Source organism: Nocardia sp. NPDC004722 (genome assembly GCF_053601505.1).
This window is the reverse complement of record NZ_JBSGBY010000066.1, coordinates 1-21416: the sequence shown is the minus strand read 5'-3', so window position 1 is coordinate 21416 and position 21416 is coordinate 1. Positions and strand designations below refer to the sequence as shown.

18 protein-coding genes are annotated in these 21416 nt (G+C 69.2%); 8 read left to right on the top strand and 10 right to left on the bottom strand.

Annotated features, from left to right (window positions below; genetic code table 11):
• Together ACWELQ_RS10030 and ACWELQ_RS10025 are read left to right on the top strand one after the other, a co-directional pair.
• Window positions 1-1741: ATP-binding protein (locus ACWELQ_RS10030; protein WP_452396670.1), on the top strand; the 1741-nt coding region annotated here is incomplete at its 5' end.
• Between the two features lie 73 nt (window positions 1742-1814).
• Window positions 1815-2531 carry a response regulator transcription factor gene (locus ACWELQ_RS10025; RefSeq protein WP_452396669.1) on the top strand — a complete coding sequence of 239 codons (717 nt, stop codon included), beginning with the start codon at window positions 1815-1817 and terminating at the stop codon, window positions 2529-2531.
• Window positions 2532-2534: 3 nt separating this feature from the next.
• Here ACWELQ_RS10025 and ACWELQ_RS10020 read toward each other — a convergent pair whose 3' ends face one another.
• Both ACWELQ_RS10020 and ACWELQ_RS10015 read right to left on the bottom strand, forming a co-directional pair.
• On the bottom strand, window positions 2535-2762 hold the full coding sequence (locus ACWELQ_RS10020) for an anti-sigma factor family protein (protein WP_452396668.1): 228 nt from the start codon (window positions 2760-2762) through the stop codon (window positions 2535-2537).
• On the bottom strand, window positions 2759-5431 hold the full coding sequence (locus ACWELQ_RS10015) for a sigma-70 family RNA polymerase sigma factor (RefSeq protein WP_452396667.1): 2673 nt from the start codon (window positions 5429-5431) through the stop codon (window positions 2759-2761). The genes ACWELQ_RS10020 and ACWELQ_RS10015 overlap by 4 nt, the downstream gene beginning before the upstream one ends.
• A gap of 94 nt (window positions 5432-5525) precedes the next feature.
• Between ACWELQ_RS10015 and ACWELQ_RS10010 the strand changes: the two genes are divergently transcribed.
• Window positions 5526-6164, top strand: a complete 639-nt coding sequence (locus ACWELQ_RS10010; protein ID WP_452396666.1) for a hypothetical protein — start codon at window positions 5526-5528, stop codon at window positions 6162-6164.
• Here ACWELQ_RS10010 and ACWELQ_RS10005 read toward each other — a convergent pair whose 3' ends face one another.
• The 5 genes from ACWELQ_RS10005 to ACWELQ_RS09985 form a co-directional block, all read right to left on the bottom strand.
• Window positions 6165-6689, bottom strand: a complete 525-nt coding sequence (locus ACWELQ_RS10005) for a DinB family protein (protein WP_452396665.1) — start codon at window positions 6687-6689, stop codon at window positions 6165-6167. It lies immediately after the preceding gene.
• 91 nt (window positions 6690-6780) lie between these two features.
• The gene (locus ACWELQ_RS10000; protein ID WP_452396664.1) at window positions 6781-7635 is read right to left on the bottom strand and encodes an alpha/beta fold hydrolase; all 855 of its coding nucleotides are present in this window, start codon (window positions 7633-7635) and stop codon (window positions 6781-6783) included.
• Window positions 7635-8795 (bottom strand): 3-hydroxy-9,10-secoandrosta-1,3,5(10)-triene-9,17-dione monooxygenase oxygenase subunit, encoded by a 1161-nt coding sequence (gene hsaA / locus ACWELQ_RS09995; RefSeq protein ID WP_452396663.1) that lies wholly within the window; start codon window positions 8793-8795, stop codon window positions 7635-7637. The genes ACWELQ_RS10000 and hsaA overlap by 1 nt, the downstream gene beginning before the upstream one ends.
• Before the next feature lie 94 nt (window positions 8796-8889).
• Complete coding sequence (locus tag ACWELQ_RS09990; protein ID WP_452396662.1) at window positions 8890-10743, bottom strand: alpha/beta hydrolase; 1854 nt, start codon at window positions 10741-10743, stop codon at window positions 8890-8892.
• A 91-nt stretch (window positions 10744-10834) separates the two neighbouring features.
• Complete coding sequence (locus tag ACWELQ_RS09985) at window positions 10835-12346, bottom strand: FAD-dependent oxidoreductase (protein WP_452396661.1); 1512 nt, start codon at window positions 12344-12346, stop codon at window positions 10835-10837.
• Window positions 12347-12512: 166 nt separating this feature from the next.
• On the opposite strand from ACWELQ_RS09985, the gene ACWELQ_RS09980 reads away from it, so the two are divergent.
• From ACWELQ_RS09980 to xylB, 5 genes are all read left to right on the top strand, one after another.
• Complete coding sequence (locus ACWELQ_RS09980) at window positions 12513-14900, top strand: PEP-utilizing enzyme (RefSeq protein WP_452396660.1); 2388 nt, start codon at window positions 12513-12515, stop codon at window positions 14898-14900.
• A gap of 268 nt (window positions 14901-15168) precedes the next feature.
• Window positions 15169-16122 carry a tyrosine-protein phosphatase gene (locus ACWELQ_RS09975; protein WP_452396659.1) on the top strand — a complete coding sequence of 318 codons (954 nt, stop codon included), beginning with the start codon at window positions 15169-15171 and terminating at the stop codon, window positions 16120-16122.
• Between the two features lie 102 nt (window positions 16123-16224).
• Complete coding sequence (locus ACWELQ_RS09970; protein WP_452396658.1) at window positions 16225-17232, top strand: glycoside hydrolase family 172 protein; 1008 nt, start codon at window positions 16225-16227, stop codon at window positions 17230-17232.
• A 100-nt stretch (window positions 17233-17332) separates the two neighbouring features.
• Complete coding sequence (locus ACWELQ_RS09965) at window positions 17333-18343, top strand: zinc-dependent alcohol dehydrogenase family protein (RefSeq protein ID WP_452396657.1); 1011 nt, start codon at window positions 17333-17335, stop codon at window positions 18341-18343.
• Window positions 18344-18357: 14 nt separating this feature from the next.
• Window positions 18358-19746, top strand: a complete 1389-nt coding sequence (xylB, locus tag ACWELQ_RS09960) for a xylulokinase (RefSeq protein WP_452396656.1) — start codon at window positions 18358-18360, stop codon at window positions 19744-19746.
• Here the strand turns inward: xylB and ACWELQ_RS09955 are convergent.
• From ACWELQ_RS09955 to ACWELQ_RS09945, 3 genes are all read right to left on the bottom strand, one after another.
• Window positions 19743-19922, bottom strand: a complete 180-nt coding sequence (locus ACWELQ_RS09955) for a ribbon-helix-helix protein, CopG family (RefSeq protein WP_452396655.1) — start codon at window positions 19920-19922, stop codon at window positions 19743-19745. The genes xylB and ACWELQ_RS09955 overlap by 4 nt on opposite strands.
• 148 nt (window positions 19923-20070) lie before the next feature.
• Complete coding sequence (locus tag ACWELQ_RS09950; RefSeq protein ID WP_452396654.1) at window positions 20071-20814, bottom strand: class I SAM-dependent methyltransferase; 744 nt, start codon at window positions 20812-20814, stop codon at window positions 20071-20073.
• Between the two features lie 86 nt (window positions 20815-20900).
• On the bottom strand, window positions 20901-21416 hold a 516-nt coding region (locus tag ACWELQ_RS09945; protein ID WP_452396653.1), incomplete at its 5' end, for an FGGY-family carbohydrate kinase.

Sequence of the window (21416 nt, the reverse complement as noted above, 5' to 3'; positions counted from 1 at the left end):
GGCCACGCCCGCCAACCGGGTGGTGCTGGCCGAGATCTGCCGGCGTCTCGAGGGCATGCCGCTGGCGCTGGAGCTGGCGGCGCTGCGGCTGCGCATGTTCACGCCGGAGCAGATTCTCGACCGCCTGGACGACACCATCGGGCTGCTCAGTGCCGGACCGCGCACCGCGACCCCGCGCCAGCAGACCATCGAGGGCGCGATCCGCTGGAGCTACGACCTGTGCACGGACGCGGAACAGGCACTGTGGGAACAGCTTTCGGTTTTCGCGGGCGGTTTCGACATCGACGCCGCGGAGGCGGTGTGCGACCTCGGATCGGCGTCACTGATCGAGGCGCTGACTGGCCTGGTGGACAAGTCGGTGGTGCTGTTGCGCTTCGACGGCGATGTCGCACGCTATTCCATGCTGGAGCCGATCCGCCAGTTCGCCGCCGATCGGCTCACCGAACGCGGTACGGCGCAACAGGTCCGGGCCCGCCACCGCGAACACTATCGGCGGCTGGCCATGCGCGGGCAGACCGCCTACTGGACCGCCGAGGACGTGGCCTGGTTCGGCGAATTGTCCAGGGAGCACGCGAATCTGCGGGCGGCGCTGAAGTCGGGGCTGGAGGACGAACCGCTGCGCACCATGGCCACGGTGACCGTGCTGCGGCCGTTCTGGGAGCACAACCGGTTCCTGTCCGAGGGCTACCGCTGGCTCACCGATTCCTTGGCCCGAAACCCGGATCCGACGGCCGAACGCGCCAAGGCGCTGTCGTCGGCAGCCTCGCTGGCGGCGCTGCTTGGCGATCAGGTGTCGGCGGCACGGCTGGTCACCGAATGCGTCGAATTGTCTTCTCGCCTGGACGATTCCGACATCTTGGCGGAGGTGGCGCTGGACCAGTCGCTGCTGGCCTTCGCCTCCAGCGATCGGCCGCGCTCGCTCGAGCTGGGACGCCGCGCCATCGAACTGGCGGCCGCGCACGGCCAGCACGCCATCGAAATGGACTCGCACGCCTTCTCTTTCATGGCGGCCATGGTGCTGGAGGCGCCCGGTCGCACCGAGCTGGCGCAGCGGTTCCTGGAGCTCACAACCGACAGCGGTTCACATCTGCTGGGCGGGCTGGCGTTGTGGACGGTCGGCATCGACCACTGGCGGCGCGGGGAACTCGCCTCGGCCGCCGAATTCCACAGTCGCGCCATCGAACAGCTCGCCCTGTTCGAGCGCTGCGTCTGGCTGTCCTCGGCGTTCGAGGGGCTGGCGTGGACCGTCTCCGCCGACGGTGACTTCGAGCGCGCCGCGACCCTGCTCGGCGCGGCGGAGTCCCTGCAGCGCAGCACGATTCGACTGGCCGACACCATCACGGTGGCGGTCGGCGAGAAGGAGCGGCTGCAGGTCCGCGACGCCCTGGGAGAGGAGGCGTTCCGCGCCGCCTTCGGCGCCGGCGCGAACATGCCGCTCGACCAGGCCATCGACTACGCGCTGGGCCGCACTCCCGTGGAGCCGAAACCCGTTGCCGCGCCCCCGGCCCCGAAGCGGCCCGCACGCTCGGCCACCGCGACCCTGACCGAGACCAATCTGCTCACCCGACGCCAGAAGGATGTGGCGCGGCTGGTGGCCGCCGGGCACAGCAACAAGCGGATCGCCGCCGACCTGGTGATCTCGGTGCGCACCGCGGAAACCCACGTCGAGCACATCCTCACCAAACTCGGCCTCACCTCCCGCACCCAGCTGGCGGCCTGGGCGCACGAACACGATCTGTAAATCCCTGTAACGGATTTCGGGGTCACCGCCTCTGTGCACCGTTGAACGGTTCGGCAGTGAGGCAGGGTGCAGGATGACGTGGGGTATCGCGCAGGCGACGGTACTGGTCGCGGACGCGGACGGGTTGTCGCGGGAGCGGTTGCGGCACAGCCTCGAAGCCTGCGGACTGCGTGTGGTCGAGGCGGGCAGCGGCTGCCGGGCCCTGCCGATCGCCGTGTCCGCGGACATCGATCTGGTGGTGCTGGACACCGATCTGCCGGGGCCGAGCGGAATGGAGATCCGCCGACAGGTCCGCGCGACGGGCGCGCTGCCGGAGGTGCCGGTCATGCTGACCTCGATTTTCGGCAGCGAGGACGATCGGGTCCGCGGTTTCGAGGCCGGGGCCGACGACTATCTCGTGAAGCCGATCGGACCGCGCGAGTTCGGGTTACGGGCGGCGGCGCTGTTGCGGCGCTCGCGGCGGACCGCGACATCCGATCGTCCCGTGCTGCGCGACGGCGGCGTCGAAATATGGCCGCAGTCGCGGCTGGTCGCGGTGGCGGGCTCACCGGTGCGGTTGACCGAGCGGGAATTCCAGCTGCTCGCGTTCCTGCTGGCGCATCCCCGGCAGGTGTTCAGCCGCGAACAGCTGATGGCGCGCGTGTGGGGTTACGACTACGGCGACATGTCGACGGTGGCCGTCTACGTCAAGCGGTTGCGCGCCAAGCTCGGCGCGCATCATCGGGTGGAGACCGTGTGGGGACGCGGATACGTGTGGGGCAGAGCGGATCTCGTCCGAGCCGCCGGGTGAACGTCAGTGCTGGAAGCCCCGGAAGGCGTCGAGCAGCTTTCCGCGGGCCTCGCCCGAAAGGCTCTCCGCGGGCAACTCCCCCACCGCCTGAATGGTGCGCCGGAATTGCTCGAGGTAGACATCGCACCCGTCGCACAGCGAAAGGTGTTCCAGGAAGCGCTCTTCGGCGGCCGCAGACAGCGTACCGTCCAGGAATGCGGTGACGAGTTCGACGAATTCATCGCAATTCACGACAGCACCTCCTCCGCATCGAAATACCCTTCCAGTTTCGCGCGTATCGCCGCCCGCGCCCGGTGCAGGATGACCCGCTGGTTTCCGGCTGAGACCTCGAGCAGCGCGCACACCTCCTCGGAGGAATAGCCTTCCATATCCCGCAGCACCAGCACGATGCGGTGACGGTCGGGCAGTTCGGCCAGGGCCGCGCCCACCACCCGCGCGAACTCGGCCCGCTCGGTGGCGGTTTCCGGCTCCGACCAGGGCTGCGGCTTCTGCCCGGCCTTCCAGTGCCCGGGGTAGGGGTCCCCGGCCGCGCGGAAACGATCCGGGTCCACGCTGGGACCCTCGTCCTCGGATTGCAGGCTGGCGAACGGCAGGGTCCGACTCTCGGCGATACCGCGCTTCTTGGCAGTGTTGACCAGGATCCGATACACCCAGGTCTTGAACGCCGCGCGCCCCTGGAAGCCGTCGATGCCGCGGATCACCGCCAGCCACGCCTCCTGCACCACTTCCTCGGCGGAGGCATTGGTGGAGACGAACGAGCGCGCGAGCCGCAGCATGCCGGGCGACCAGGCATCGAGCACGAGCTGAAAGGCGCTCTCGTCCCGTTTTCGGAGGTTGCCCACCAGGACGTCGTCCGGTGGCAGGAGGTGGCCCACCCGTACTCCTCGCTCGACACAACAGGCTGTCATCGGCGACTCTAGCGCTCGTTCGGGCGCGGCATCGGGTCGATCACACCAATTCGGGATCCTGGGTGACGCACAGCAGCGCGGAACCTCGGTCGAGAAGAGTTCGGCCATGGCCGCGGCGAGCTGATCGCGGCGGGTGACCCGAATGCCCCTGGCACCGCACAATTCGGCGTAGTCGGCCCAATCCGGGTTGTGCAGGGAGGTGTGCCACACCGGATAGTCGGCGGCGAGCTGCTCCTTGCTGATCTTCCCGAGCGAGCCGTTGTCGAGCAGGATGTGCTTGATCGGAATCGAATACTTGACGGCCGTGGTGATTTCGGCCGCGTACTGCGCGAAACCGCCGTCACCGGTGACCGCGACGATGGGCCGACCCGGCGCGGCCGCCCACGCGCCCAGCGCGGCCGGGTAGCCGAAGCCGATCGAGCCCAGATAGCCCGACATGAGAACCGGCTGGCCCGACGACTCCAGATAGCGGCCCAGCGAATACGCGTGATTGCCGACGTCCACGGTGACCACGGCGTCCGCCGGTAGCGCGGCGGTCAAGGCCGCGAAGACCGCGGCGGCCGAAACACCCTGGCCGCGATCGTCATTCGCCCGCCGCTGCTTCTCCGCCCGCCAGATCGCCCGCCGCGCGGCGATATCCGGACGCTGGTCGACCGCCGCCAGGCGTTCGGGGACGGCGCGCAACGGTTTCGCCAGCCGCTCCAGGGTGAGCGCGGCATCGCCGAGGATGCCGACGGTCGCCGCGTCCCAGCGTTCAACGCCCGCGCGGGTGTCGTCGATGGAGATGATCGGCTTGTAGGCGGCGATGCCGGTGTGATCGGAGAACGAGGCGCCCACCACGAGGAGCAGATCGGATTCGTTCATCAGCCAGCTGGCGACCGGGGTGCCGCTGCGGCCCAGCACGCCCGCGCTCAGCGGACTGTTCTCGGGCACAATACCTTTGGCCTTGAACGTGGTGAGGATCGGGCAGTTCAGCAACTCGGCCAGGGCAGTGAGTTCCGCGGTGGCCTCGCGAGCGCCGTGACCGGCGATCAGGACCGGGCGGCGGGCCCGGAAGATCAGCCCCGCCGCGCGCGCCAGGGTGGCGGCGTCGGGCGCGGTGCGGTGCGGGCGCAGGCGGTCGCCGGGGACACCGGCGGCGCGGTCGCTGGGCTGAGGCTGTACCTCGTCGGGCAGCACCAGATGGGTGACACCGCGCAGGTCGATCGCCCGCTTGACGGCGAGGGCGGCCAGTTCGGCGGGGTCGCTGTCGGCGGCCACGGTGGCGCCCCAGGCCGCCACATCACGGAACACCGTGGTCAGGTCGAGGTCCTGGAATGCGCCGCGGCCCCGCACCTTCGAGCGCACCTGGCCGGAGATCGCGACCACCGGCGCGCCGTCGAGTTTGGCGTCGTAGAGACCGGTCAGCAGGTTGGTCGACCCCGGCCCGGCGATGGCGAAACAGGCTGCGGGACGGCCGGTCAGCTTGCCGTAGGCCGACGCGGCGAAGGCGGCGGCCCCCTCGTGACGGATGCCTATATAGGTGAGTTCGCCGCGCTCCTCGGCGCGGCGCAGGGCGTCGGCGAAGCCGAGATTGGAGTGCCCGACCATGCCGAACACGTGGGTGACGCCGTAGTTGACGAGGGTCTCCACGATCACGTCGGCCATCGAGCGCGGCGGCGCGAGCGGCTCGGGCACCCGGACGTAGAGGCCCGAATCATCTTGGCGCACTTCGTAGGTCGGGACGCCGTCGTCGAATCCGGCGGGCGGCTTGCCGCTGATCGGGTCGAAGTCGTAGCCGTGCCAGGGGCAGCGCAGCCAGCCGTTCTCGATCGAGCCCTCCCCCAGCGGTCCGCCCTGGTGCGGGCAATGATTGGCCAGCGCGCCGAAGCGGTCGCCGCAGCGACTCAGGGCCACGCTGTGGCCGCCCACCGTGACGGTCCGGACCCGCCCCTCGCCGGGCTGATCCACGGCCTCCACCCGATGCCATCGCGCGTCGTGTTCACTGTCCATCTGTAACGACTCCTTACCCTCTGGGATCTGTGCCGGGTGCATGCGCAGTTCCCCGCACACCGCACCGCGTTACAGCCGAGGAGAGGATCCAGAGATGACGACAGCCGAGGACTACCGCCGCACCCGGGAGAGCCTGCACGCGGTGGCGGAGCAACTGCTCGCCGGGCCGCAGTACCGGCGCAGTGGCACGATTCGGCTGGCCGCCGCGCCGGGCGGGTTCGCCACCGTACGGGAGCCGAAAGTCGCTGTGCGCGAGGACCTGCTGCTGCTCGATGACGCGCCGATCGGCAAGCTGCACGGCGCGACCATCGCCGACCTGGCCGCGGCGGCCGGGCTGGAATCCGGCCTGCCGGACGGCGTCTACACCGATGTCACCGGCTTCGACCCGCACGCCGAACTCTGGATCGACCCGGATCAGGCGCGAATCCTCACGCGCGCCTACGAACTCGGCGACACCGCGCTGCGTGCCCTCGCGCCCGACCACACACCCACCCTGTGGCCGGAACACTTCGACCTCGGCTTCGACGTGGACGAGGTCAATTACGGTGTCTCCCCCGGTGATTCATCGATCGCCGAGCCCTACGCCTACGTCGGCCCGTGGACCCCGCGCACCGGCGAGTTCTGGAACCAATCCTTCGGCGCGGCCCGCACGATCGCCGAACTCGGCGGCCCCGAAGGACTGCTCGCCTTCTTCACCGAGGGCAGGCAACTCGCCGCCGACAAGGCCGAATAGTTACTGGTATCCCGTCGCGCCGTCGATGCGTTCGCGCAGCAGGTCCGCGTGGCCGGCGTGGCGGCCGTATTCCTCGATCATGTGCAGGTAGATCCAGCGGAGGGAGATTTCCTTGCCGCTGCGGGGGTGGACGATCGTGCGGTCGAGGGGGAGGTCGGCGATGGCCTTGTCGCAGTCGGTGATCTCCGCGAGCAGACGGGCGTAGTCGGCTTCCGCCTGGTCGGGGTCGGTGTCGTCGAAGTCGCCGTCGCGGTTGGTCTCGGTGCAGTAGACGTACTCGACCTGTTCACCGGCGGCCGCCAGCCGGAACCAGCCGCGTTCGACCTCGGTCATGTGGCGGAGCAGACCCAGCAGGGACATGGTGGACGGTTCCACGCTGCGGGCTGCGAGCTGAACACCGTTGAGGCCCTGGCATTTCCAGAGCAGGATCTCGCGACCTCGGTTGAGCAGGGAGTCGAGCTGAGCACGTTCGTCACCGGTGAGCACCTGGGGTGTGCGGGCGATTTCCGGGGCAGTCCACGTCATTCCCGGACTGTAGCGCCGCGACCTGCCGCCCCGAAACCGAATTCGCGCCCGCCCGGAGTCCGGGACGGGCGCGAATCGGGTGAAGCCGTTGCTACAGGCCGTTGTTCAGGAAGTCGATGACCGACCGCTCGAAGGCGTCCTTGCGCTCGATCATGACCCAGTGCCCGCAGCGGGCGAAGGTGCGCAGGTCCGCGTTGGGCAGCTGGCGGGCGGCGAACAGCGCGCCCTCCACCGGGGTGACCCGGTCGTCGCGGCCCCACAGGATCAGTACTTCCTGCTTGATGCCCTTCAGCCGCGCCCACAGCGGGACCGGTTCGGCCAGCTTCGGGTTGTAGAAGGTGGCGTAGGCGTCGCGCAGGGCGGCCTGTCCCTTGGGATCGGCGGCCGCCTTCAGGCGCTTGGCGACGAGTTCCTCGGTCAGGGTGGCCGGGTTGGACACCATGGCCCGCAGGAAGCCCATGGCCTTCTCGTCGCTGGGCGCGGCGTTGAACTCCATCAGGCGCGTAATACCCTCGGACGGTTCGGGTCCCAGGATGTTCACCCCGACTCCGCCCGGCGCCATCAGCACCAGCCGGTCCACCCGACCCGGATGTTCCAGCGCCAGCAGCGTCGCGACCGTGCCGCCCATGGAATTGCCGAGCAGGTGCGCCTTCTCGATGCCGAGCTCGTCGAGCAGCCCGATCACGGCATCGGCGGCGATGCGCAGGTAGTTGCGCTCGTAGACCTCCGGCCGCCCGCTCTCGCCGAAGCCGGGCTGATCCAGGACCAGGCAACGGAAGTGCTGGGCCAGCACTTCCAGGTTGTCGCCGAAGTTGGCCCAGCCGGAGACGCCCGCGCCGGACCCGTGCAGCAGCACCAGCGCCGGGCCCTCGCCCGCCTCGTGGTAGCGCAGCTTGTGGCCGTCGACGGTGACCCAGCGGGTGGTGTTCTCGACCGTGAACGTCATCAGAGCATCCGATCCGCGACCTCGAGGCCCATCGCACCCTTGCCGTACATGGCCAGCGCCCGCTCCACATCGTTGATGACGTGCACGCTACCGGCGTGCGCGTCGCGCCAGTTGCGCTCGATCACGTTCGGCTTGCGGATGGCGTGGCCGCCGGAGTTCTTGAACAGCAGGTCGATCGCCTCGAGCGCGCGCTCGGTGCCGCGCACCTGATCGCGGCGGGTGGCCAGGCGCAGCTCGAACGGGATCTCCTCGCCCGCGGTGGCGTAGCGCAGCTGCTCGCCCATATTGCGTTCCATCTGGAGGACCGCGGCGTCGATTTCCGAAGCGGCACGGGCGATCCGGACGTGGGCGAAGGGATCGTCGGACACCTTCTGGCCGCCGTAGGACAGCCGCACCCGCTCACGCTGCCGCTCGATGTGCGCCTCGTACGCGCCCTGCGCGGCACCGATGATCGGGGCGGTGATGGTGTTGGAGAACAGCGCGCCGAACGAGATCTTGTACAGCGGCGAGGTATTCACCGCCTGGCCGGGGCCGACCAGGTTGGCCTGATCGGTCGCCGAGTAGGCGCGATGGGTCGGCACGAACGCCTGCTCGATGACGATGTCGTTGGAGCCGGTGCCCGACAGGCCCGACACGTTCCAGGTGTCCTCGATGCGGTAGTCGGTGCGCGGCACCAGGACCGTGTAGTAGTCCATGCCGGTCTCGGTCGGGACCAGCGCGCCCAGGAACACCCACTGCGCGTGATCGCAGCCGGAGGAGAACTGCCAGCGGCCCGACAGCTCGTAGCCGCCGTCGACCACCTTCAGCTTGCCGGTCGGCGCGTAGGAGGACGACACCAGGGTGTCGGGGTTCTCCGACCAGACATCCTGCTGCGCCTGATCCTCGAACAGGGCCAGCTGCCACGGGTGCGCGCCCAGCACCGAGGACACCCACGCGGTGGACGGGCACACGGTGCCGATGGTGCGGATCACCTCGTAGAAGGCGACCGGGGACTCCTCGAGGCCGCCGAAGCGCGCGGGCTGCAACATGCGGAACACACCGGCCTCGGTGAGCTCGGCAATGCTGGCGTCGGGCACCCGCCGCTGCTCCTCGGCCTGGGTCGCGCGTTCCGCGATCGCGGGCAGTAGATCGCGAACCCGATCGAGCACCTTGTTGGTCATGCGGGTGTTCCTCCTCGTGCCAGAGTTTCTGCCTTCGAAGCTATGGCCCGGGAAGTGTTTCGAACCGAAATAGTCCCGTTGATCGGAACGAGGGTTATTTGTGGGCGTACTCCCAGAGAATGTCCTCGTCGAGAGCCTTGCGGATGTGGTCTTCCAGGTCCTGGTTCCAATCCTGGGGCTGCGCCACGGCGACCCAGCCGTCCAGGACGGTGGTGCCGTATTTGTGGCCGTGACCGGCGGGCACCGACTGCGCGTGCGCGAGGTCGGCGCTCACCTGCCAGAAGGTGACGATCGGCCACCAGCGGATGGACTTGGAGACGTCCGAGCCGCGCGGCTCCTTCAGCCAATCCGGTTGGGTGAACAGCAGATCCGGTGACCACCAGACGATCGGGTCGGAGGCGTGCTGGAGGTAGACGACGCGCGGATCGGTCCACGGGCGAGCGGGTTTGGCGAGATCCTGCGCGGTGGCGCCGAAGCGGACCAGCAGACCGTCGGCGTAGATGGGCAGGATCTCCGGGGTCCCCGGGTCGCGGCGCTGCTCGAGCTGGGTCCAGATCCGGTTGGAGTTGGGCGGGCCCACCCACAGCACGCCGTCGACCAGGGTGCGGATGTCATCGAGACCGGTGAACGCGCCCTCGGAGCCCTGCGAGCCCAGACTCTCGCCGTACACCAGCAGTTTCGGGCGATGCTCCGGCGGCAGCGTCGCCCACTTCTCGTGCACGGCGTGGATCAGCAGTTTTCCGGCCTCGGTCGCCTTGTTGCGGTCCGACAGGAACGACAGGACGCTGGGCAGATACGAGTACTGGGTGGCGGCGATCGCCTCGTCGCCGCCGTACATGTACTCGATGGACTCCGCGGTCTGGGTGTCCACCCAGCCGGTGCCGGTGGTCGTCACCACCACGAGCGCCTTGCGGTCCCAGGCATTGGTCCGATCCAGTTCCCGGACAACCAGATTCGCGATGTCCTCCGGCGTCTTGGCCGACTCCAGGCCCGCATACACCCGAATCGGTTCGCGCGCGGGCTTTCCCGTCACCCCGGTGATCCGCTCGGCGGTCGGCGCGGTCGCCACGAACCAGCGCCCCTCCGAGCCGAGGGTCTTCCACTCCGCCAAAGATGCTGGGCTGCCCGACCTTTCGGGCAGCTGCGGCTGGATCGCGCTCGGCGAGGTCTTGCCATTGCGGGCGCTGAACGCCGAATTCGCCACATTGAAGAAGCCGCGCGCCAGCACACCCTGGAACAGCAGCACCGCCAGCACGGCCACGATGACCACCACCGCCGGATACGCGATGTTCCGCGGTATCCGCAAATCCAGATTCGCCAGCCGCACCAGCCCCCGAATCATCCACCGCACCAGACGAAACACCCCGATGACCAAGGCCACGGTCAGCCCTGCCACGAGCTCGGCGCGCAGATATCCCGAAGTGGTAGTCGGATCCATCCCCATCAGTACTTCCAAATCCCGCTGCCACCGCGCCGACCGCGCCAGCACCAGCCCCGCCCCCACCACACACACCAACACCACCACGATCTTGGTGATCCCCCGCGCCACATCCGACGGATGCCACAACTTCGCCCACGTCCCCGCCTCGGGAATCCGCGGCCACACCCACTTCAAGAACGCCCACTGCAGCACACACCCGACGCCGTACCCGATGGCCGCACTGATCCCGGTGACCAGCCCCTGAAACAACCACGTACGCGGCATCAACGAAGGCGAACACGACCAAGCGAAGAAGATCGCCGCCACCACCAACCCCGGATAACTCGGCCGCACCACATCCTCGAGCCGATCCGCAACCGCCCAAGCCCGCCCCACCAACGACCGCTCCCACCCCGGGCGAGTGGATTTCTCACCGCCCGCACCCACATTGGAGCCGCCTGTCTCTGGGACCGTCGCCCCGGTGTCAGCCGGTGTCCCCTCGCTGCTGCGCTCGTCTTCCGCCGCCATGCCCCGAGTCTTCCCGCCGCGCCCGCCCCGCACCCGAACGACACGCGTGGGCAAGGCCACCGCCGGTGATGAACCCGGGATAGCCGAGTGGTCAGGGGCGGTGGCGGGCGGCGGTGGTGCCGGCTCGGCGGCCGAAGAAGGTGGCGTCGCCTAGGGAGGTGCCGGAGATGTAGCCGAAGCCGTGGAGGCCGTTGGCTGCTCGGCCTGCGGCGTAGAGGCCGGGGATGGGGCGGGCGTCGAGGTTGAGGACGTGGCCGTCCAAGTCCGTGTGGAGGCCGCCGAGGGTGAAGACCGAGGCGCCGGTGCCTCGGCGGTCGCCTGCTTCGGCGGGTGGGCGGATGCCTGCCTTGACGTCGATGGCGGCGAAGGGGGCGGTCAGGGGGCGGAGCCAGCGGGTGGACTTGTGGTGGTCGAGATCCTGTCCGTGGGTGGCGAATTCGTTGTAGCGGGTGATGGTGGCGACCAACGAGCCGGAAGGTAGACCGGTGAGGGCCTCCAGCTCTTCGGGGGTTTCGGCGACGTGGGTGGGTTGGACGCCCCAGCGTTGGGGTTCGGGGACGTCTTCGAAGCCGGTTTCGTCGACGATGACCCAGACGGCGGTGTCGTCTCCGGCCCAGCTGCCGCCCATGTTCTGGCGGTACAGCGCGTGCTGGCCGATGCGGCCGGGGTAGGTGTCCTCGTTGATGAAGCGGCGGCCCAACGCATTCACCACCAGGCCGCGGGCGGCGAGACCGGGGATGAGGGACATGCCGACCTGTCCGGCGGACATGTGACGGACGGCCGCGCCGAGGGCCTGCGCCATGCGGATGCCGGAGCCGTCGTCGGTGCCCGCGCTGACCTTGGTGTGGCCCAGCAACTCCGGCGCGTGCGCGGCGAGCATCTCGTCGTTGTCGACGAAACCGCCTGTGGTGAGCACGATTCCACGGTGCGCGCGGATGGTGATCTCCTTACCGTACTGGCGCGCGACCACACCGGCCACGACCCCTTCCGCATCGACGATCAGCGCGGTGGCGGCGGTGTCGAACAATGCGGTGGCACCGGCGGATTCGGCCGCCGCGGTGAGGCACTCCATCAGCAGCTTGCCGCCGAAGTCATTGGCCGTCGGCCGGTGCCCGCGCGGCGCGGGCGCGGCGGATTCGGTGAAGGGCCAGCTGTTCTCGCCGAGCCACATGAGCCCGTCGTCGGTGGGCGGCACCCAGGTGGGCGCGTCCCACATGCTCGGCTTGAACGGCACGCCCCGGTCCACCAGCCAGTGGAAGTGCTCGACGCTGCCCGCGCAGTACTCCTCGATCTTGGCGGCGTCCGCGCCCGCCCCGAGCGCCGCCTTCAGGAAGTCCGCCATCGCCTCGGGGGTGTCGTCGAATCCGCAGGCGGTCTGTATCGGTGTGCCGCCGCCGAGGTAGATCTCCCCGCCCGACATGGCCGACGCGCCGCCGGGCCCGCCCGCGCGATCGATCACCAGTACCCGCGCCCCGGCGTAGGCCGCCTCGTAGGCGGCCGCCGCGCCCGCCGCCCCGTACCCGACGACCAGCACATCGGTGTCGAGGTCGTAGTGGCTCACCTGGCTCGCCGCCCGCGGCGTGACCGAATTCCGCACTGTCATGCTTCGACGGTGCCCGCTCGAGGGCCTCCTACTTAGCGGTACATCTTGCTGACCGAATCCCCGATCCCGTTGACCGGGACTGTGACCCGTCACGCGACCGAGCAGTGGGGATGGTGTGTGAACGGCGTCACTGTGGTTGGGGACGCCTGCACGAGGAGGAGAGTCAATGCGGATTCTGGTCACCGGAGTCACCGAGCCGAGCGGCCGGGCCGTGGCGCGCATGCTGCTGGCGGCGGGCCACGAGGTGGTCGGACTGGACCGGCAGCGGCATCGCTATGTGGACCCGCGGGTCGAGGTGATCATCGGCGATCTGTCCGATGCCGGCGCGGCCGCCCGCGCGGCGGCCGGGGCGGACGCCATCGTGCACCTGTCGGGCACGGCCACCGCGACCATCGCCCGCACCGCCCAGGAATCCGGCGCGCGCCTCGTGGTTCCCGTTGCGGCGGGCCGAGATTCGAGCGTCGAGCAGAGCGTGACCGCCTCCGGCGCGGACGCGCTGATCGTGCGCACCGCCCTGGTGGCCGGTCGCCGCATGGATTCCCGCGCCTGGCGCACCCTCGAGGGCCTGACCGGCGGCAAGGGCAGCATCCAGGTGCTGCACTACGACGACCTGGAGCGTTTCCTCGTGCTCGCGGCGCTCTCGCAGCGCGGTGGCGTGGTCGGGCTGGCCGCGCCGGGTGAGGTGTCCGGGGACGAGGTCAAGCGCATCTTCGCCGACGCGGGCGTGAAATACAGTGCGTGGCTGCCGAAGTCGTCAACCGCCCCGGACCGCGTCGACGCGTCCGCGGCCCGCGAGGACTGGGGCTTCCGCTACGGCTGGACCGCCGCCGAGACGGTCGCCGATGTGGCGCGCGGCCTGCACGGGCGCAAGGCCGGCGGCTCGGGCATCCACGCCCGCCGCGGCGCGATCCCGCTGCCCACCCACGTGGTGCCGCAGAACGCCCCGACCTCCGACGGCTACGCGCTGAAATCCGCTGCCCCCGAGGGTCTTCAGGGTGAGTTCGACGATCTGGTCGACGACCGCATCCCGGTCTACACGGCCACCAACACCTCCGAGGCACTGCCCGGCCCGCTCACCCCGCTGACCATCGACCTACAGGCCGGTGCGATTCGTCTCGGCAACGAGGCCATGGGCAATATGATCGCCATCGAGGGAATCGCGTTGGAGCACTGGGTTTCCCGGGTCACCAGCGTGCTCGGCCACAATATGTACATCAACGCCTCCATCGGCGTCTTCTCCGCGCAGAACATGCCGGGCTGGGACGAGGAGAGCGTGCGCCGCGACGTCTACGGCACCATCGGCGATGTCGAACTGCATCCCAAGGGCCGCCCGGCCATGCCGACCGGAATGGCCGCCCGCGCAGGCACTTTCAAGGCGATGGGCCGGGTCGCGGCCACCGCGATGAAGTACGCCAAGACCGCCGAGCACATCAATGCCGCCTCGCACGCGGAAGCCCTGACCCGCGACGAGATCTCCGAGCTCACCGACGAGCAGCTGCACGCCCGCGCCCTGCTGTGGCGCGACCGCCTCAACCAGGCGTGGCAGGCGGCGTCGATCGGCGTGATGATGACCGGCGCGGCCACCGCTGCCCACAAGGGCGAGGTGAAGATCAACCTCGAGCGCCTGGAATCGGCCAAGACCATGCTCGCCGTGGAGCGGCTGGCGGCCTTGTGCCGCAAGGACGCCGGGCTGCAGGAGGTCGCCAAGAGCGGCGATGTCGGCGCGGCCCGGGAGAAGTCGCCCGAATTCGCACAGGCCCTGGATCAGGAGCTGGCCCGCATCGGCCACCGCGGTCCCGGCGAGTGCGAGCTCATCAACGCCACCTTCGGCGACCGCCCCGAACTGCTGGTGACCGCCGCCGGGCGGGCCGCGGAAATGCCCGCGCCGCACCGGGAACCGGTGCCGGAGCCGACCAGCCGCACCGCCAAGATGGCGGTCGGCGCGACCGTCTACCGCGAGCGCGCCCGCGACGCCGTCGTGCGGGTCACCAACTGCCTGCGCCTGGCCACCCAGGAGCGGGCGGCACGCCTGGTGAAGGCGGGCAAGCTCACCGAGATCGAGGACTCGGCGTTCCTGAATCTGGACGAGATCCTGTGGGCCCCGGCCGATCTGAAGGAGCGCGTCGCCCGGCGTCGCGCCGAGCGGGCCAAGTTCCAGGCCGTGCGGATGCCCGACGTGGTCAACGGCCCGTGGGAGCCGGAAGAGATCTCCGGGGCGATCGCGGTGGGCGAGACCATCTCCGGGCTGGGTGTGAGCCCCGGCGTGGTGGAGGGCACGGTCAAGCGCATCCTGACCCTCGACGACGATATCGAGCCCGGCGACATCCTGGTGGCCGCGGTGACCGATACCGGCCACACCGCCATGTTCGCCTACGCGGGCGCGGTGGTGACCGATATCGGCGGCGCCGCTTCGCATGCCGCGATCGTGGCGCGCGAGTTCGGTGTGCCGTGCGTGGTGGACACCAAGACCGCCGTCGACGCCCTCAAAGATGGGCAGCGCGTCCGGGTGGACGGCGCGGCGGGCACGGTGACCCTGCTGGCCGATGTCGAGTAGCACTCGACAGCACGTCTCGAATAGCCCTGTGCACCAGTAAGTCTCACTGATCGGCCGCTCCGTCTCACTGAGCGGGACCCGCACCGGACCGTCGTCACCGCGACACCGGGCGGTCCCGCTCTGGATACCAACCAGTCCCCATGTTGGGGCGGAATGAACGGCAACCAAACCTCCGCAGCGCAGCCGGAGCCGGGTGTGGGTCCGGCCTCGGCGCAACGGACCGCGACGACCTGTCCCGGTCCGCGTTGTACCGAAAGGAAAATCGCAAGTGACGATTTCACGTGCTGTGCGTGGCACGCTGACCGGTGTCGCCGCCGCTCTCATCGCCGCCGTGCCGATCACCCTGACCCCGGCCGTGCAGGCGGCTCCGACGAGTGCGATTCTGCGCCAGGCCCCGGTCGGCGCGGACTTCAAGCTGCAGGCCGCGCCGAACGCCCGCGATATCGGCGGGGTCGCCGCCAACAACGGCGTCGCGAAGATCAAGACGGGCGTGGTGTACCGCACCGACGCCCTCAATCGCCTCACCGCCGCCGATCAGCAGACGCTGGTCGCGGCCGGGGTCACCAAGGTGATCGACTTCCGCAGCCCGACCGAGCGCGCCGCGAGCCCGGACGCGCTGCCGGGCTCGATCCCGGAGGAGTCGCTGCCGGTCTACGACCCCAACAACGACTTCTACCTGTTCTTCGCCAAGCTCGTACAGGGCGGGCCGACCGTGCAACAGCAGCAACTGGGCGACGGCAAGGGCGCGGAGTACATGCGCAATTACTACAAGTGGATGGTCACCGACTCGACCGCCCGCACCCAGTTCGCCACCGCGCTGAAGGAGATCGCCGACGCTCCCGGCGCGATCCTCTACCACTGCACCGCGGGCAAGGACCGCACCGGCTGGATGACCGCGATCCTGATGAGCATCCTGGGCACCCCGGACGCCGCGATCTACGACAACTACCTGCAGTCCAACGATCGCCTCGCGGCCTCCAACAAGGCCACCCTGGACGGTCTGGTCGCCAAGGGGCTGGTCACCGATCCGTCGCTGTTCACCCCGGTGCTCGGCGTGCAGAGTGACTACCTGGCCGCGGCGTTCGATCAGGCCAAGCAGTCCTACGGCACCATGAACGCCTTCGTCTCGCAGGGCCTGGGTATCGACGGCGCGACCGTCGGCAAGCTGCAGGCCAAGCTGGTCCAGCAGGGCGGCGTCGGCGCCGGTCCGTTCGGCAGCTAGTCGTTTTACCACGGATGCCGGCGTCGCGAACCTGACGACGTCGGCATTCGTGTGTCCGCGTCATGTCCGCTTCCGGTCGGGTACGCACGTGCGAAAATTCGCATGGTGCACGAGATCTGGGAACTGGACGGTCGGCGCACTCGCTCGGTGAGTGCGGAGAACCCCACCGGCGCACCCGGCGGGGGCGGCCGGGCCATCTCGGGGACAGGCGCATTCGCGGCGGCGGGGCTGGGGCGCGGCTGGAAGGTGTCCCCGTCGATCGATGTGGGGCCGGGGGAAACCGCCACGCTCGCCGACGTTTCCGGGCCCGGCGTGATCCGGCATCTGTGGCTCACCACCGATCGCGGACTGCTGCGCGACTTCACGCTCCAGATGTATTGGGACGGTGCGGCCGAACCCGCGGTCGCGGTGCCGCTGGGGGATTTCTTCTGCAACGGCTGGGGTGAGTTGGCGCTCATCGACTCCGCCATGATCGTGGTCGCGCCCGCGGGCGGGCTGAACAGCTACTGGCCCATGCCCTTCCAACACCGCGCTCTCATCACCCTGCACAACGGGTCCGAGCGGGCCGCACCCGTCTATTACCAGATCACCTATCTGGAGGAGGAGTTACCCGGCGCCGCCGGGTATCTGCATGCCCGGTGGCGGTGCAGCGATCCGCTGGGCAGCCCGGCGGATCATCCGATCGTCGAAATCGACGGTGGCCCCGGCCGGTACGCGGGCACCTATCTGGCGGTGCAGCCGCGCGCGGCGGGCTGGTGGGGCGAGGGGGAACTCAAGTTCTATCTGGACGATGACACCGAATTCCCTACGGTGTGCGGCACCGGAACCGAGGACTATTTCGGCGGCGCCTGGAATTTCGATCTCGAGGGCGCTTATCGCCCCTACTCCACCCCCTATCTGGGCATGCCGCAGGTGTTACCGCCGCATCGAATCTACGAACCGCACCAGCGATTCGGCATGTACCGCTGGCACATTCCCGACCCGATCTGTTTCGACGACGGGCTGCGCGCCACCGTGCAGGCGCTGGGCTGGCGCGACGACGGGCACTACCTCCCGCTCGAGCAGGCGCATGTGGCCTCCACCGCGTTCTGGTATCACGCACTCCCCTGATCCTCGCGGCTCCCGTAACGATTGCGGGAAAACAGGAAGAATGCGATTGCTATTGCGTAAAACGCGTCGAATGCGCGCCGCGCGGGTGCATGGTATTGCTATGCGCGCCTTGGTTGTCGAGAAGCCTGGACAGTTCTCCGTGGAGACCGTTCCGGATCCGCTACCGGGCGTCGGCGATGTGGTGATCCGAGTGGACGCGGTCGGCATATGCGGCACCGATATCCATATCGTGGAGGGCGAATTCCCGCCCACGCCCTATCCGATCGTGCCGGGACACGAATTCGCCGGGGAAGTCGTGGCGCTGGGGCGCGACGCGGCCGGAGTGCGAGTGGGTGACCGGGTGGCGGTGGATCCCTCACTGTTCTGCGGGCACTGCCACTACTGCGCGATCGGGCGCGGCAACCTGTGCGAGAACTGGGGTGCCATCGGCGATACCGTGGACGGCGCGATGGCCGAGTACGTGAAAGTGCCCGCCGCCAACTGTTATCGGCTGCCCGGCCATCTCTCGCCCGCGCACGGCGCTCTGGTGGAACCGCTCTCGTGCGCGGTGCACGGATTCGATGTGCTGCCACGGCGTCTCGGCGCGCACTATCTGATCTACGGTGCGGGCACCATGGGTCTGCTCATGTTGCAACTGGGTCTCGCGGCGGGCGCGGCGTCGGTGTCGGTCGTCGACACCAATGCCGATCGGCTCGCCATCGCCCGCACGCTGGGCGCGGACGCGGCCACCGTCTCCGCCGACGATATGGACCGGCCCGAGGGCTGGGAGATCGTGATCGATTGCAGCGGAACGGTGGCCGCCGTCGAGGACGGGCTCTCGCGGGTCCGGCGCGGCGGCACCTATCAGCAGTTCGGTGTCGCCCCCGCGGCGGCGCGCGCGAGCATCTCGCCGTTCCGCATCTACAACGACGAGATCACGATCGTGGGCTCCATGGCCGTCCTGCACAGCTTCGGGCGGGCCGTGGATCTGATGGGCGAGGGCGTGATCGACGCCGACACGGTGATCACCCACGACTTCGCCCTCGACGAGTTCGGCGATGCCCTGCGGACCTTCCGCGCGGGCACCGGACGCAAGATCCAGCTGCATCCCGGACGACGGGCGGCACGATAAGACGGGTAAGGCCAATGACGGTCGTAGCCGGGGTCGATTCGTCGACCCAGTCCTGCAAGATCGTGGTGTGCGACGCGGATACCGGAACGGTATTGCGCCACCGCCAGATTCCGCACCACGACGGGACGGAAGTGCCGCCGGACATGTGGTGGGAGGCGCTGCGCGCGGCCTGCGACCGCATGATGCGGGATGTGGAGGCCATCGCCGTGGCCGGGCAGCAGCACGGGCTGGTGGTGCTGGACGCCGCCGGACATCCGGTGCGGGACGCGCTGCTGTGGAACGACACCCGATCGGCGGAGGCGGCCACCCAGCTGGTGAGCGAACTGGGCGGTCCGCAGGCGTGGGCGGACGCGGTGGGCAGCGTGCCGCTGGCCGCGCACACCGTCGCCAAGCTGCGCTGGTTCGCCGACCATGAACCGGAGCTGGCCGATCGCACGGTGCGGGTGCTGCTGCCGCACGACTATCTGACCTGGCAACTGCGCGGCGGGGATCCGGCGACCGAGCCGACCACCGATCGCGGGGACGCGTCGGGGACCGGATATTGGTCGCCCGCCGACGGCTCGTATCGGCCCGACCTGCTGTCGATGGCCTTCCGCGGACGCAGCCCCGCACTACCCCGGGTGCTGGCTCCCGCCGAGATCGCCGGGCACACGCCGGGCGGTCGGCTGGTGGCGGCCGGGACCGGCGACAATGCCGCCGCCGCACTGGGTTTGGGGATCGAGGACGGGGATGTGGTGGTGTCGCTGGGCACCAGCGGGACGGTCTTCACCCGTGCCGCCAGCCCTTCTGCCGACCCCTCGGGCGCAGTCAACGGATTCGCCGACGCCACCGGAGCGTTCCTGCCCTTGGTGTGCACTCTCAACGCGGCGCGCGTGCTGGACGCGACCGCCGTCCTGCTCGGCACGGATGTGTCCGGCCTGGAAGTGCTGGCCGCCCAATCCCCCGCAGGCGCGGACGGTCTCACGCTACTGCCCTACATCGCCGGTGAACGCACCCCGAATCTCCCCTACGCCACCGGCAGTCTGCACGGCCTGCGCCCGCACACCATGCGGCCGCATCATCTGGCCCGCGCCGCCATCGAGGGCATGCTCTGCAATATCGCCGACGCCCTCGACCGCCTGCCGACGGTCCCGCATCGAATCCTGTTGATCGGCGGTGCATCCCGCTCCCGCCTCATCGCCCACGCCGCCGCCACCATCTTCGGCCGCACCGTGACCGTCCCCAACCCCAGCGAATACGTCGCCCTAGGCGCAGCCCGCCAAGCCGCCTGGGCATTACGCGGCGGCCCCCGCCCACCCCGCTGGCCCACCCCCTCGGGCACCGAATTCCACACCCTTACAGCGGGAATCGGCGCCGCGATCCGCCAACGCTACGCGGAAATCAGAGACACCTACTACCCCTAGCCCACGTTCCGGTAAACCACCGAATCATCGGACAGATAGTCATCCCAAGTCTTGTGCCGAGTGATGTAAGTCCGAATAGCGTCCCTGACGATCTCCTGCTTCGACCGCCCCTCCATCGCCGCCTGCGCACCCAGCGCAGCTTCTTCGTCCTCGCTGAGCCGCAAAGTCCATGCCACGGGGAAGTCATACCACCTCCAGGTAGCCATCAGCGACACAACTGTGAAATATCCTCACCTCACAAACCGCGCGGCTGCATGAGGAGTCGGGAGTACTCACTGCGGTGAAACGGACAAAATTCCGCACTGAGTACACCTTGATCTTGATTCAGTGGGGTTTGCGGAGGGCGGCGACGCGGTAGACCGGGTCGGGGCGGGGGCGGTCCTGGTCGGGGAGGGCGGCCAGCGCGGCGGTCAGGGATTCGGACGCGGAGGCGTTCAGGGTCTGGTACCAGGCGAAGTGGGGTAGTTGGTGGAGCAGGTCGCGGGGTGAGCTGCCCTGGCCGTGGCCCACATAGGTGGCTTCGGCCGCTGGTAGCAGGCCGAAGCGGCGGCCGACCTCGGTGAATACCGTTGGCGCGTCGGGTTTGTCGATGGTGTGGGCTCGTTGGACCGGCTCGAGGATCGCGGACACGTCGCTCGGCACGTGGTACATGGCGAAGTTCTTGTCGACGGTGGCGACCAGTACGCCACCCGGCCGCAGTACGCGGGCGGCTTCGGCCATCGCTTGCTCGGCTACCGCCGGGGGTACCAGGTGCAGCAGCCACATGAAAATGACTGCGTCGACGGTCTTCTCGAGGATCGGGAGCCGTGTCGCGTCCGCCCGAACCACCGCGCCCGCGAGTCTCGGGCGAGCGAAGGCGAGCATACCCGCCGAGAGGTCGACCCCGACCACGGCCCGCCCCGGCGCCCGCAGACGGGCGGTGACAATCCCTGTCCCACATGCCACATCCAGAATCGTTCGCGCCTCGGCGGGCAGCAGTCGCCGTACCGCGTCAGCCGCCGCCGCGGCCCGCGCCTCCCCACCCCGAGTCCGGTCGTATCTCGCGGCTTCGGCGTCATAGTCGAGCATGCCCGCCACGGTACCGCCGCAAGCTCATCAAGATCGGCGGGCGGCCGAGCCGCCCAGGCACGTGCGAGTACGGGGTCTGAGCACGGCTACGTGGCTGCGCGGTGTTGTTCGCGGGCGAGGAAGTGGGCTGTGGCCTTGGTGTTTTCGTAGAGGGAGCGGTAGTGGCGGTAGTAGGGGTCATAGGTTGCGGTGTGGTGTGGGTCGGGGTCGATGGTGGTGATGATGGGGTTCCAGGTGGAGGTGTCGAGGTCCTGGGATTCGGCGGCTAGGAGGGCGTTGCCGAGGGCTGCGCCTACCGTGTCGGCGGGGAGTTGTTGGGGGAGGCCGGTGATGTCGGAGACTATGCGGGTCCAGAGGCCGCCCTTGGTGCCGCCGCCTACGGCGATGAGGCGGGTGGCGGGGGTGGGCATGGTTTCGAGGTTGTGGCGGACGCCGTAGGCGGTGCCTTCGAGGATGGCGCGGTAGAGGTCGGCGCGGGTGTGGGTGAGGGTGAGGCCGGCGATGATGCCGCGGGCGTCGGGGTCGAAGAGGGGGGTGCGTTCACCGGCGAAGTATGGGAGGGCCAGGAGGCCGCGGCTGCCGGGTGGGACGTGGGTGGCCTC